Genomic DNA, 10923 nt, shown 5'->3' on the forward strand with positions numbered 1-10923 from the left:
TTCGCCATGCCAGATGATTGGCAACCAGTCGCGCATAAGCCGGATTGGTGGTCGCTCAAGAATATCAAAACCGGTGAAGTCTACAAAGGCAATGCCGCACGTGGCGGTAAACGCCTGATCGTTTTCAAAAGTCTCGAAGCCGCCCGCCGCAAGGCTTACTTGAAAAATAAGGATCTTATCTAATGCATCAGAGAACCAGTGAAGTTGTACGCGGTCTTCTGTCGAATAAAATCCGCGAAGTGCTGTCCGACATCAACCGCCCGGTTGGTGCCACTCCGCCTTTGCCTGGAAATATGGTCATAGGGCTGGTCGGCGAACTCGACGCCTATAGCGCGGCCCTGGTGGACTTCATGCGCGCTGGCCAGTCACCGGACAATGACGTCGCTTTGAGCGCGCTCGATGCGCTTATCGACGGCGCCGGCACGCTCGCCGAACTCGACGCCTATTTCGACAAAGGTACCGGCAAGGGTTCCGTGCCGCACAAGCTGATTCGTCGGTTGCGAGTGATCGCCGAGCACCAATTACCGGTGATCGAAGTCGCGGCGGAATGAATATCGGTCACGGCCTGATCATCGTCGGTCTGACGATGATCGTCATTCTCATCATGTAGGAATCGTCATGCAACAAACTCACACGATTTCGTTCACCATTCCCACCGCAAAAATCCTGGCCGTCGGTGCCGGGCTGCTCGCCGGCTTAGTCATCGGCGCGGGGCTGGCATACGCCGGCGCACACGGCTTCCATGAGCTTTGGATACCTGTGTCCATGCTGCCTGGATACCTCGCACGCCAGTCGCAAGCCCCGGCACGCCCGCGCCTGGTCGCCAGTCAACCGGAAGCCATAGCACGCGCACACGCCGCGTTGGCGGCCGCCGCAGCGGTCGACAAGCACCCGCAGATCCACCCGGCCGTCGCGGCGTTCGACGCGGTCCCGGCGCCAGTACGCGCCGCGCTCGACCAGCTCGTTGAACATGTGCTTGCTGAGAAGTATCGGACGGCCGCGTGATGACGTTCGAAGCATGGCATTGCACGCGCCACGATGGGAAGCTATGCCCGGCCGAGGGGTGTCCTGCATCCTATGGCTGCGCGATCGACCGGGGATGGTCACAGGGGCAACCCTCGCCGCCTCAGTGCCAAGACATCACGCGACCGTCCGCCTGGTGGTCGTTCTATCGGATCTTGCCCGGTTTGCTGGTGGAAGCCAGCCGCGCCAGCGCGTTCCGGCGCGGCTGGTCGTTCGCCGATCTCCACCCGGTTGCCTGGTTCGTGATCGTCACGGTTGTGTCGTTCACCGTCGGCGCGTTGGTGTTCTGATGACGGAAGCCGAGCGATCTTTGCTTTTGCTGGTCGCGGCCGCGTGCCGCGACCAACTGTATATGGCTAATATAAAAGCAACCGACAGGTACGGTTGTCAGATTATAACCAATAAAATCAACGCACTCGATGACTTAATCGATACCGTCCAATCGGAAATACCAAATGAAACCAACAAATCCTGATGGTTCGCCGCTCGAAATCTTGAACTTTGTCCGCATTGTTCATTGGTCCGGCGATGATTTAAAAACATTGGAAGCCTGGACAGGTTACGAATGGAGTCGAAAATCAGTCGGTCCAACATCAGCATGGGCAAACGTTCGCGATCTGATTATTCAGGTTGACAATATTTCCGCCGCAGCCGGTCAAGAAACCCGTTGGGGTTCGCCGATCATACGCGACAGCAATACCGGCGTTGAGGTGACACCGACGCCTGATCCAAACACATCGCACCTTCCGGCCGGCGAGCGCATCGGCCAAGTCGCGATCGAGCGTCATCACGGACCAAAGGCCACCGACCCTGTTTACTTTGACGTCCATCTTTGGAACGGCTTCGGATGGGTGAATGTCGGACCTGGTCATTTCAGCGATGAGAAGACCGCGACCCTGTTCGCAAACAAACTGACCGGCAAATTCGACGAAGCATCCGTCGGCGGCCTATGTCACATGGGTCATGACTTCGCTTGCCGCCAGTGTGGTGCCCGCCGACCAGAGGCGCCCGCGCTTGCCGGCGAGGCTCCGGAGACATGCGCCGAAATCATGGAAGGCGCATTCCGAATCACGGTCGACCCACATCATGCCGACCGGTTTAGCGTTACCCGATGGGACGGTGAAGTATGGTCATCAGTGTTGATAGCATGTGAGCCGGAGCTTTGGCCGTGGCGGCAGTTTCCTAGCGAGGCCGAAGCCGAGACCGCTATCCTGCAATATGGTCACAGGGTTGGTGAGACCGTGACGCTCGTCCGCAATGATGGCGCCGAAATCGTATCGGTCGCGCCGGGCGCCGGATCGTTCCCGCGCGAGCACACCGCCGATGAACTGTTCAGCCGCGACCAGGTGCGCGACCTGGCGACTGCGATCATGGATTTTCAGCGCCAAGGCGAACGGATCGAGCTGAAGGTTGCTGGTCATACCGGCGACATGCCGGCGCCACCCGCACCCGCATCAACCGTGTTTCGCATCCGGCCGGATCTTACCAGCATCACGAAGCAATGGAGGATACAAGGTCGACAAGTCTCCGGCTGCGAATGGGTCGAGATGTTCGAACCCTGTGCGAGCTATTGGATAGCGTTCAACGTTATCCAAAAAACTGAAAACTTCAATTTGGAAAATCCAAGCATAGAAGATCTTAACCATTGGGCGCGACAAGGATTTCACATCGATCCCCCTGTACTCATCCCTGCCGTGCCGCCGGTTGCTTTGGGAACACCAACACCCGTCGGTGAATGCCGGATGATCACAGGGTCAGCGGGTGATTGCTGGAACGTCGAAAGGTGGACGGGTCACGAATGGAAGAACATCGCGCGAGATGTGACTAAACGCACGGCCGAAACAATCATCCGCGCTCGCAAAGCAAACCCAGATAAAAACCCAGGCTTTGCGCCATGGAACGTTGAACAACGGATCAAATGTCTGCATTCCACGTTCGTTGAACGTAACCAAAGCGAATGTAAACTTGACGCAGAAACGTTCATCTCAAAAATATTTAAAGAAATCGAAGAAATAATAGAAAACAACTATTGACTATGAACCGCTATGAACCTATATTAATAATCAGAAGGAAGCGGAGGACACCATGAAGCTCTACAAATACATACTCAAACACTACGGCGAAACGGAAGATCAGGAACTAGCAGAAATCTTCGGAGACCTTCACAGACATCTAGTAGAAGGAACCGGAAACAAAGACGAAATCGGACACCGGTTCGCAAAATGGGAAAAAAGGGGGATTTAATCCCCCAACTATTTTAAAATAATTTAAATAACTATTGACTATGAACCGGTATGAACCTATATTAGTAATCAGAGACGAACTGCTACCGCGAAGGTCCTGAGTAAATCAGGGGAACCCTAGAAAAAACCGGAAGCAGGGAGGACCCGAAAAGTCCCAGTCCAAATAAACCGACGCTTTATGCGGTGGGATTAGACCTACCGTATGGGAGACTAAACAAATGGCTAAGATTGTTACGACATTAGCAGCCGCACTCATGATCTCAACTGCCGCTCACGCCGAACCATTGGACGCTAAAAAGCTCGGCACATTCTGCGAGCATCTAGGAAATACTTGGCAGGGTTTCAAATGTGCTTGGAACGCGGCCGGATCGACGACATCGCTTAACAATGCGAAACGACTTGAAATTGAAGCAGAAGAAACCGCCGACCCGAACAAAGCTCAGAAGTTGAAAAACAAGGCCGCTTACGAGCGCGCCGAGGCCGAACGTTACGCCGACGAGTACCGCCGGAAATACGCTCCCAAGTAAAGCACGAGACGGTCGGACCCGCGAGGGTCCGGCTGATCCCACCGCATAGCGCGTCGCTATACTCCGCCGACAAATAGTCGGTGGTTTTAATCATGCTCACCCAAGGAAAGATATTATGAGCAACCTCATCTGGAAAATCCCCGCCGTGATCGGCGGAACCTGCCTCACCGCAACGGCCGTTTGGTTGAACGCTGAACACGTCGCAACTTCGGAAGGCTGGAATTCACCACTCGTTGCCGCCGGCATCATCGTCACTATCTGCGCAGCCTCGACGCCGCCACTCGCGGAACGGGCGATGAAATCGGGCCAACCCGCTAAGGCCGTGATGCTCTGGCTGTTCTTCATGCTGGCCGTCGGGTTCAGCCTGTCAGCATCGATCACACGATCGAGCGGCTATGTCTCCGGTAAGGTGACAACGGCCGAAACGATCAACCGCACCGCCAAGCTTGCCGATGAAGCCTACACGGCCGCTAAACGGTCCATGGAGGCCGAATGTGCCAAACGCGGCAATCGTTGCCGTGATATGGAACGCAAGGTTGATGAAGCCCGCAAGACGCTGACAACCACAAAGCCAGTGCAAGCCGTCGACGCCGGGTCCGATCGCCTCGCCGCAGTGCTCGGCATTGACGAGACGAAAGTGCAACTTTACGTGCCGCTGCTTCTGCCGCTTGGCCTTGAGATCGGTGGTTTCATCTTCCTGGCGTTCGGCCTGTCGCCGCGCCGCCGCGAAGCCACTGTGATCATAACAGGCACCGACGAGAAGCCGTTGCAAACCGTTGCAAAGCCTGCGAAGGGCGGTTCCAAAGATTACTATTTGCAACGTTTGCAACGTGAATATCCAATCTTGGCAGGCAAGGTTGCACGCGATGAAATGAGCGTTTACGCCGCAACGGTCGCGGCGGGCATGCGCAAAGCACCACGCAAAAAATCGCATCTGAAAATCGTTGCGAACTAGCTACTTCAACCGTAGGTCCTGCATATACTAAAAGGACCTACGGTCTTTCTATCTCGCTCAAATGGAGAAAGATATTATGAGCAGAATGCCAGATCACATCGCTGATGAATTGCACGCGGCGCGTCGCACGGCCGTCAATTGGTTAAAGTTGCAATATGCCGCTGGCCTAAACCTCGTCAACACCGGCAAGCGCGACCATTGTCCTGGTCAAATTTACCGAGAGCGACAACTTGCAGGCAACGCCGCGCTCCAGCGCATTGAACAAATCAAACGGGAATATCCAACGCGATGAACGACGATAAAACCAAGTATCAGGAAAGCGCCGAAAACCATCGGGCGGCCGGCGATACTTTGGCAAAGGAAGGTCATGTGTCCGGTAGCGAGACGATGAAACGTGATTGCTACGACAAGGCCCAAACAGAATACAACATTGCTGAAACGCTCGATAATGTAGCGAATAGGATCAAGCCATGAACAAAGGTCCGGTGAACACTCACGTTCACCAAAAGCTCGCCGATGAAACCCAGGCCAAGGCCGATGCGATCAATCCAAAAGATTACGTCGAGCAGGCCGATAAACAAGGGCTGGAAAACCTGGCAAATCAGCATCGCGAGATTGCTCAAACGGGGAAGCTCAATGACGACAAACGATAAGTCACCGGCACGGCAAGCCAAGGAACAGACCCAACGCGCCGCGCGATATGAAAAGTTGGAACGCAACGATCGCGGCCCGCACCCGTCCGGCGCATCCTACGGCGAGAAAGCTCGCGACGCCCGGCACGCGGCCAACATCTTCACTTACGTCGCTCGCAAGCTGAGCGGCGACTAAACACGCTAGGAAGACCGCCCCTAGCGTTCCCGCGCGGCGGTGTCGTGCCCAGGACATCCCCCGACCGCCGCGCGGGCGTCTCTAACCCACCGAGGAACCATGTCAGACGATTATGCACACCCTGTCGGACAGGTCAGCAAGACGATGATCGAAGCCAGCGTCGAGCTTGACAATAAGGCCGAAGCTGCACGCGCAGCCGGCGATAATGAAACGGCCGCGCGGCTAAGTGGTGAATCTGAGCAACACATGCGAGCCGCAAACATACTGGACCGTGCCGACCAGGCTTACGGCGACCGCAATAAGGTTTAGTAATGCGTAAGCGGGCGTCTAGTGATGAGTCGCCCGCTGTATATTATGACCGGCCAGCACGATAGGTGAGTGCAACGCCAAGCGCGGAAGGGTGCCGTTCGACCCGGCCACCGGTCAACTGCCATCAACATACGGGGAAACTATCGCAATGAAATATCTACTGATTTTGATCGCTGGTGTGATCATGTCATACGTCGCACCAGCAAACGCCACCGATCTCCGCTCGACCAAGGATGCACCGGCGTTCGACACCATGACCAAGGCACCCATCGGTTTTGGTGGCGGCTATGTCGGCGGTTCGGTGAACTGGTCGCAAATCGACGTTAGCCAATCCGCGTCAATCAGCATCGGCGACGAGTCCGCATCGTTTGGCCTTCCCGGCATGTCCGGCGATGAGTTCAGCGGCGGCGTACAGATCGGCTACAACTTTGAAGCCGGCCGACTCTATGGCGGCCCGGTCGTGAAGTTCGATCTCGGCGGCCCGACCGCGTCGCTGCATCACACGTTCGCCACCGACGAAGACGGCGAAGCGCTGGCCACCGGCGATCTCAAAATGACGGTGAACTGGACGGCGACCCTCGCCGGCAAAGGTGGCATCCGCGTAACCGACTGGCTCGGCGTCTATGGCCTGCTCGGCATTGGCTTCGTCGATGTCGACGTCGACGGCCGCGCCCATGTCGGTCGTCCTGGTCAGGGCATTGGCTTGCACGAGAACGCAACCGACACCGTGACCGCGTTCACCTATGGCGCCGGTGTGGATCTCAAGCTTTCGGACAACTGGCGTGCGTTCGCCGAGTGGCAACGGTTCGACCTCGACACCTTCAATGCACAAGGCTCGATCCTGTTCGACCAAATCCGCTACGGCTACAAAGCTGATAGTGATCTCGACGTCATCCGCGTTGGCGTAAACTACGCCTGGTAAGATAATCACAGGGGCGAGTCGTGACTTACTTCGATTTCATATTCGCCCTTGTGGCCACCACTTCGCTAGCAACCATCGTAATTGCATTCATGCTGGACGATCGGTTCGCTAGCTTCGTGCTTTCTCTCGCTTTGGGAAACTGACGTGACCACACTGGAAACAATTCAGAAATATTACATACAGAGAAATCATGCGAGCGGTGTGGAAGCACAAATTATCACCAACGTGATTGAACAAATTTACAAGCTTATGGTCGAGGACGACATAAGCGAACGTGAGATCATTTATCTATTATTGCCGGTCAACCATCCAGGGAACAACAATGGCACGTGAACCGACACCAACACCCGACACACGTAAAGACGATCTCCGGAAGGAATATGAAGCCGACCCGGATGCGTTCCGCGAGAAATACGATACCGACAAGCCGACGCCGCCGCCAACACAAGACCCGCGCGCACCCGGCAAGTCGAACTAGAACCACGACCACGGCGGTGGTGTGGGAGGGTGCGGAACGGCACCCGACGCCGGACGATCGGAAAGCTTGGCCCCCAATCAGGACAGAGCACAAAGCCAAGCCGTAAGCGTCCGGCGATTTCATGACCCTCGACCCAGGCATCGCGCCCGCGCGGTGTCTTGGTGGACGGCCACTAGGCAATGCTGGCGGATCAGGAGCGCGCCAGCCCCGATGACCGGACAAGGCCCGGTAGGTGTCGCTAGGCCAACAGGTGCGGGTGTGTCGGTTCGATCCCGCGCCGCGCCGTCCAACCCGCCCGCGCTCGTGGACCCGGCGCGGGCGGTTCCCTCATCAACCCTGTAATCGGAGCTAGAACCCGGTGAACGACGAAATCAGAAGGCTGATCACCAAGGCCGTCGGCGCGGACAAGTCCGACGACGCCCTTAAATTCTCGCAGGCCGCCTTGAACGCCACCAACGCACTGCGCGAGCCAATGTCCCCCATGTTGGACGATCGAGACAAGCTGCGCGATACGCGCGAAGCGCTCGCGGCCGTGCGCCGAGCAATCACCTCACCCGCGAATAAGCTGTCGATCATATGTACGGTTTGGATGGACCCAACGGACAGCGAACACGAAACGGTCGTGGATTTCATCGACCAGACTTTAGAGGATACTCAATGATTAAAGAAATTAAAGAGTTTTTCATAGCAAGCGCACATTGCTATCAAGTCAAAAATGCCGACGGATCTTACGCAAAACGTGAAGATGATGTGATATGGCTTGGTGAAAGCGAAGATTATCCCGCTTGTTGGGATGATAAATTAAAAGCCAAAGAATGGAAAACCATCGAAGAAATTCGTAAGGTATGGTTACGTTGGGACGGCATGCCTTGGTGGAATAGACTAAAACCCGAAAGCTTGCAAATTTTCCGGGTGATTGAAGAAAGAACTTACCATCGTAAAGAACAGGAAATTAGAACCGACAATAATCAAGAAAGCAAATGCGTAGTTTGTGCCGCACCAGGTAAAACGAACGTTCTATATTATTGTGATGAAGTAGATGGTGGCCCGTGGTGCATTGATCATTTTGTCAAAGCTACCAATTGCACCGACGAAACGCATGGTGAAGGTTGTATAACATCGGTGTTTGAAAATGGATGAGATGTACCGCCTCGAAGACGTCATCGAAAACGCCTGGCGGATGCCTCAGCTAGCGACATGGAACCCGAACACGCATCCGACTTGCACTGTGACCATCCAGCCGAAACCCAGGCCGTCGGGATTGATCTTACCGCCCGGTATGGTGCCACCGGCACCGCGTCCGGAGAACGTGCCGCGATATTTCGTGACGTTCGAATGTGAACAAGGAATGATCAACGGCGCGCCGGCATATCAGGTCAAAGGAACCTGCAACGGCAAGACGATCATCGTTCATCAGGGGTTTTTAGACAAGCGGCCGGTGAACTGAAAGACCGGTTCGGGTTGCCCGCCAAGGCCCCGAACCGGTGTCACCGCCTGCACGAGGTGTGCGGCGCGACCGACTAGGGAGTCGGAACCGGCGCCGGCACGACACCCGGATCAACCGGCGTGTTTGCGAGGATCAGCGCGGCGATACGTTGGCTATTGGCGATCTGGGCATCGGCGAGCGCGGTAATGCGCGCGGCGTCGTTACCCTCGGCGGTCAGCTCGTCCGCGAGATCCTTGACGGCCTGTGCATTGGCCACGAGAAACGCTTCGAGCGAGGTCACGGCGTTGGTATCCGCAGTCACCGCATCGGTCATCTTGGCAATGGCCGCATCCGTTACTTTCGTCATGTCGATAACGTCTCCTTCGACTGTCGTAAGCGCCGTTTCGATTCGGTCCAGTTGGGCGCGAATGTCTGGATCGATTTGATAATAGTTATTGATTACGATGTTTGTCATGAACCGCTCGTTGTACGTTCGACAACACCGCGCGGATCCGGAAGATCCTTCGCCTTGTCGGTCGGAACCGTCACGACAACCGGGTCCGGCTGCTTGGCGGGTGTGGCGACCGGCCGCCCAAGTTCCTTGCTGACTGCTTTCACAGTGTCCGGTGTCGAGGCGCCGCCCGTGATCGGCACGACCTGAGCATAAGCCGGGATACGCGCCCAAATCATTTCTTCAAGACGACCCTGCGAAATGGTGAACTTTTTCAGGATATCGGCCGCGCGCGGAGCAATGTAGGAAGCCGCCACCGACATGAAATAATTGTCAAACTTGACAGCTTCAAGACCGCTTCCCTGCTTCTGAACTTCGGCTGTGGCCGTGGCTAGCGCAAAATCAATGCCCTTGTGAATGATGTCATTCAACCGGTCATTGAGGTTCTGTTCATACTGGCTATTCGCGAGCCCGAACTTGGCGAACACGAACCGGATGCCGACGGCCGATAATGCGGTCAACGCCGTGCCGAGCGCTCCGGCAATCCAGGTCACGACCTCCGTTGCCGGCGACCGGAGATCGACCGTGGTTTGTGCATATGCTGAGTCGCCCAAGGCGAGGACGAGCGCGCAAATGATCACAGGGGCAAGAAATCTATGCATATGAAACTCCAATCAATTTTAATGCCCGGCGCCACCATGGCACGACCGGGTCAACACTCGCCGCACCGACCACAACAGCGCGCACCGGCTCGCCAGCCGGCACAGGCGAGCGCACCACAGGCGGAAGCGGCCTATCTGCCGTGATGACCGGCGGTGGCGTCGCCGGCATGCTGTCACCCCACGGAACCGCGCTCGCAGCGATATAGCGGCCGGACCCGGTCGCGGTATCGTGAACCAGGATCTTGCTCGGCGGGTACCGGCCGGTGCGCCACAACGCTAGTTCATCCGCGCGGCGGTTGATCAACCCTTGCATGACGCGGCCGCCAGCGCGGTTGTATTGTGACCATGTCGCGAGCGCGCCCGCGATGTCACCCCGGTTGAACTTGTCGTCGATCGAGCCCGCGCGTATGGCGCCGGTATTGAGCTGAAACGAGCACGCCGCGTCGAACTGTGCCTGGTTGATCTCCGCCTTGAACGCAAGCCGGACGCTGGCTTGCACCGGTTGCATGTCGTTCGAATAAATCTGGAATGCACCGGGAATGTTCACACGGTCGCCGCGTCGCACATCAGGAAGCCCGGCCGCGCGTGTGTGACCAATACCTATTGTCCACGGTTCTCGACCGGTTCCAGGGTCAGCATAGGCGAACAGATACAACGCCTCATGCGCCGCCGAGAAGGCCGCTCCAGCCTGCGAAAGTCGTCCAGTCGTCATGATCACAGGGTCCCTAGGGTGAGGGTGTTACCGCGCCGCCTGGCGCGCGTATCTGCATTATGGTCGGTTTGAACCAACCATTGTCGAGGCGTTCCCTAATGAACACCAACCGTTCGGCTTGTCGCGCCATTTCAGCGGCGTTGATATTGCTCGAAATATAAGTGATCGCAGTAGAGGCCGCACCGATTAGAATAGTAATTGCAACAATGAGCGGCACGACCTTGTAAACGTCTAACTTTGGCTGTGCCGTAACCGTTGTCACGGCTGTAACGACTGTGTCTAGCTTGCTTCCTAATTCGGTCACATTTCGCGCAACCTCGCCGAGTGACCGTTCGACGTGGATAAGCCGGTTTTTCTGTTCCACGCCTTGAAGTTCCAGACTGTCTA

General features: G+C 56.3%; 23 protein-coding genes. 19 read left to right on the forward strand and 4 right to left on the reverse strand.

Annotation, left to right across the window (positions count from 1 at the left end; genetic code table 11):
• The 19 genes from VMT30_02680 to VMT30_02770 all read left to right on the forward strand — a co-directional run.
• A partial coding sequence (locus VMT30_02680) for a hypothetical protein (GenBank protein HVQ43846.1) occupies nucleotides 1-183 on the forward strand: 183 nt, incomplete at its 5' end.
• Complete coding sequence (locus VMT30_02685) at nucleotides 183-551, forward strand: hypothetical protein (protein HVQ43847.1); 369 nt, start codon at nucleotides 183-185, stop codon at nucleotides 549-551. The genes VMT30_02680 and VMT30_02685, both read left to right, overlap by 1 nt.
• Before the next feature lie 67 nt (nucleotides 552-618).
• Nucleotides 619-1005, forward strand: coding sequence for a hypothetical protein (locus VMT30_02690; protein HVQ43848.1), 387 nt, complete (start codon nucleotides 619-621; stop codon nucleotides 1003-1005).
• Nucleotides 1006-1178: 173 nt separating this feature from the next.
• Nucleotides 1179-1313 (forward strand): hypothetical protein, encoded by a 135-nt coding sequence (locus VMT30_02695; protein ID HVQ43849.1) that lies wholly within the window; start codon nucleotides 1179-1181, stop codon nucleotides 1311-1313.
• A gap of 165 nt (nucleotides 1314-1478) precedes the next feature.
• On the forward strand, nucleotides 1479-3056 hold the full coding sequence (locus tag VMT30_02700; GenBank protein HVQ43850.1) for a hypothetical protein: 1578 nt from the start codon (nucleotides 1479-1481) through the stop codon (nucleotides 3054-3056).
• A gap of 52 nt (nucleotides 3057-3108) precedes the next feature.
• Nucleotides 3109-3267 carry a hypothetical protein gene (locus tag VMT30_02705; protein ID HVQ43851.1) on the forward strand — a complete coding sequence of 53 codons (159 nt, stop codon included), beginning with the start codon at nucleotides 3109-3111 and terminating at the stop codon, nucleotides 3265-3267.
• 217 nt (nucleotides 3268-3484) lie between these two features.
• Nucleotides 3485-3793: a hypothetical protein gene (locus tag VMT30_02710; protein ID HVQ43852.1), complete on the forward strand. Its 309-nt coding sequence runs from the start codon at nucleotides 3485-3487 to the stop codon at nucleotides 3791-3793.
• Between the two features lie 115 nt (nucleotides 3794-3908).
• The gene (locus VMT30_02715) at nucleotides 3909-4748 is read left to right on the forward strand and encodes a hypothetical protein (GenBank protein ID HVQ43853.1); all 840 of its coding nucleotides are present in this window, start codon (nucleotides 3909-3911) and stop codon (nucleotides 4746-4748) included.
• Between the two features lie 85 nt (nucleotides 4749-4833).
• A complete protein-coding gene (locus VMT30_02720; protein ID HVQ43854.1) occupies nucleotides 4834-5040 on the forward strand; it encodes a hypothetical protein in 207 nt (68 codons plus the stop codon).
• Nucleotides 5037-5222, forward strand: coding sequence for a hypothetical protein (locus VMT30_02725; GenBank protein ID HVQ43855.1), 186 nt, complete (start codon nucleotides 5037-5039; stop codon nucleotides 5220-5222). The genes VMT30_02720 and VMT30_02725 overlap by 4 nt, the downstream gene beginning before the upstream one ends.
• The gene (locus tag VMT30_02730) at nucleotides 5219-5401 is read left to right on the forward strand and encodes a hypothetical protein (GenBank protein HVQ43856.1); all 183 of its coding nucleotides are present in this window, start codon (nucleotides 5219-5221) and stop codon (nucleotides 5399-5401) included. Before VMT30_02725 ends, VMT30_02730 begins: the two co-directional genes overlap by 4 nt.
• Entirely contained in the window at nucleotides 5385-5576 is a 192-nt protein-coding gene (locus tag VMT30_02735; protein HVQ43857.1) for a hypothetical protein, read from the forward strand. The genes VMT30_02730 and VMT30_02735 overlap by 17 nt, the downstream gene beginning before the upstream one ends.
• Before the next feature lie 99 nt (nucleotides 5577-5675).
• Nucleotides 5676-5885, forward strand: a complete 210-nt coding sequence (locus VMT30_02740; protein HVQ43858.1) for a hypothetical protein — start codon at nucleotides 5676-5678, stop codon at nucleotides 5883-5885.
• A gap of 148 nt (nucleotides 5886-6033) precedes the next feature.
• Nucleotides 6034-6807 carry an outer membrane beta-barrel protein gene (locus VMT30_02745; protein HVQ43859.1) on the forward strand — a complete coding sequence of 258 codons (774 nt, stop codon included), beginning with the start codon at nucleotides 6034-6036 and terminating at the stop codon, nucleotides 6805-6807.
• A 144-nt stretch (nucleotides 6808-6951) separates the two neighbouring features.
• Entirely contained in the window at nucleotides 6952-7140 is a 189-nt protein-coding gene (locus VMT30_02750) for a hypothetical protein (protein ID HVQ43860.1), read from the forward strand.
• Nucleotides 7130-7285 (forward strand): hypothetical protein, encoded by a 156-nt coding sequence (locus VMT30_02755; GenBank protein HVQ43861.1) that lies wholly within the window; start codon nucleotides 7130-7132, stop codon nucleotides 7283-7285. The genes VMT30_02750 and VMT30_02755 overlap by 11 nt, the downstream gene beginning before the upstream one ends.
• A gap of 358 nt (nucleotides 7286-7643) precedes the next feature.
• Complete coding sequence (locus VMT30_02760; GenBank protein HVQ43862.1) at nucleotides 7644-7946, forward strand: hypothetical protein; 303 nt, start codon at nucleotides 7644-7646, stop codon at nucleotides 7944-7946.
• A complete protein-coding gene (locus VMT30_02765; protein HVQ43863.1) occupies nucleotides 7943-8425 on the forward strand; it encodes a hypothetical protein in 483 nt (160 codons plus the stop codon). The genes VMT30_02760 and VMT30_02765 overlap by 4 nt, the downstream gene beginning before the upstream one ends.
• A gap of 1 nt (nucleotide 8426) precedes the next feature.
• Complete coding sequence (locus VMT30_02770; GenBank protein HVQ43864.1) at nucleotides 8427-8732, forward strand: hypothetical protein; 306 nt, start codon at nucleotides 8427-8429, stop codon at nucleotides 8730-8732.
• Nucleotides 8733-8805: 73 nt separating this feature from the next.
• On the opposite strand, the gene VMT30_02775 is transcribed toward VMT30_02770, so the two are convergent.
• From VMT30_02775 to VMT30_02790, 4 genes are all read right to left on the reverse strand, one after another.
• Complete coding sequence (locus VMT30_02775) at nucleotides 8806-9186, reverse strand: hypothetical protein (GenBank protein HVQ43865.1); 381 nt, start codon at nucleotides 9184-9186, stop codon at nucleotides 8806-8808.
• Nucleotides 9183-9824 carry a hypothetical protein gene (locus VMT30_02780; protein ID HVQ43866.1) on the reverse strand — a complete coding sequence of 214 codons (642 nt, stop codon included), beginning with the start codon at nucleotides 9822-9824 and terminating at the stop codon, nucleotides 9183-9185. Before VMT30_02780 ends, VMT30_02775 begins: the two co-directional genes overlap by 4 nt.
• Nucleotides 9817-10536 carry a lysozyme gene (locus VMT30_02785; GenBank protein ID HVQ43867.1) on the reverse strand — a complete coding sequence of 240 codons (720 nt, stop codon included), beginning with the start codon at nucleotides 10534-10536 and terminating at the stop codon, nucleotides 9817-9819. Before VMT30_02785 ends, VMT30_02780 begins: the two co-directional genes overlap by 8 nt.
• A gap of 13 nt (nucleotides 10537-10549) precedes the next feature.
• On the reverse strand, nucleotides 10550-10923 hold a 374-nt coding region (locus VMT30_02790; protein HVQ43868.1), incomplete at its 5' end, for a hypothetical protein.

This window comes from Candidatus Saccharimonadia bacterium, from assembly GCA_035544015.1.
GTDB lineage: Bacteria > Patescibacteriota > Saccharimonadia > UBA4664 > UBA4664 > UBA5169.

Excerpts from the sequence above, each read along its gene's own strand:
- VMT30_02685 (HVQ43847.1), top strand. The coding sequence starts at position 183 with ATGCATCAGAGAACCAGTGAAGTTGTACGCGGTCTTCTGTCGAATAAA.
- VMT30_02690 (HVQ43848.1), top strand. The coding sequence starts at position 619 with ATGCAACAAACTCACACGATTTCGTTCACCATTCCCACCGCAAAAATC.
- VMT30_02700 (HVQ43850.1), top strand. The coding sequence starts at position 1,479 with ATGAAACCAACAAATCCTGATGGTTCGCCGCTCGAAATCTTGAACTTT.
- VMT30_02705 (HVQ43851.1), top strand. The coding sequence starts at position 3,109 with ATGAAGCTCTACAAATACATACTCAAACACTACGGCGAAACGGAAGAT.
- VMT30_02710 (HVQ43852.1), top strand. The coding sequence starts at position 3,485 with ATGGCTAAGATTGTTACGACATTAGCAGCCGCACTCATGATCTCAACT.
- VMT30_02715 (HVQ43853.1), top strand. The coding sequence starts at position 3,909 with ATGAGCAACCTCATCTGGAAAATCCCCGCCGTGATCGGCGGAACCTGC.
- VMT30_02720 (HVQ43854.1), top strand. The coding sequence starts at position 4,834 with ATGCCAGATCACATCGCTGATGAATTGCACGCGGCGCGTCGCACGGCC.
- VMT30_02725 (HVQ43855.1), top strand. The coding sequence starts at position 5,037 with ATGAACGACGATAAAACCAAGTATCAGGAAAGCGCCGAAAACCATCGG.
- VMT30_02730 (HVQ43856.1), top strand. The coding sequence starts at position 5,219 with ATGAACAAAGGTCCGGTGAACACTCACGTTCACCAAAAGCTCGCCGAT.
- VMT30_02735 (HVQ43857.1), top strand. The coding sequence starts at position 5,385 with ATGACGACAAACGATAAGTCACCGGCACGGCAAGCCAAGGAACAGACC.
- VMT30_02740 (HVQ43858.1), top strand. The coding sequence starts at position 5,676 with ATGTCAGACGATTATGCACACCCTGTCGGACAGGTCAGCAAGACGATG.
- VMT30_02745 (HVQ43859.1), top strand. The coding sequence starts at position 6,034 with ATGAAATATCTACTGATTTTGATCGCTGGTGTGATCATGTCATACGTC.
- VMT30_02755 (HVQ43861.1), top strand. The coding sequence starts at position 7,130 with ATGGCACGTGAACCGACACCAACACCCGACACACGTAAAGACGATCTC.
- VMT30_02765 (HVQ43863.1), top strand. The coding sequence starts at position 7,943 with ATGATTAAAGAAATTAAAGAGTTTTTCATAGCAAGCGCACATTGCTAT.
- VMT30_02770 (HVQ43864.1), top strand. The coding sequence starts at position 8,427 with ATGTACCGCCTCGAAGACGTCATCGAAAACGCCTGGCGGATGCCTCAG.
- VMT30_02775 (HVQ43865.1), bottom strand. The coding sequence starts at position 9,186 with ATGACAAACATCGTAATCAATAACTATTATCAAATCGATCCAGACATT.
- VMT30_02780 (HVQ43866.1), bottom strand. The coding sequence starts at position 9,824 with ATGCATAGATTTCTTGCCCCTGTGATCATTTGCGCGCTCGTCCTCGCC.
- VMT30_02785 (HVQ43867.1), bottom strand. The coding sequence starts at position 10,536 with ATGACGACTGGACGACTTTCGCAGGCTGGAGCGGCCTTCTCGGCGGCG.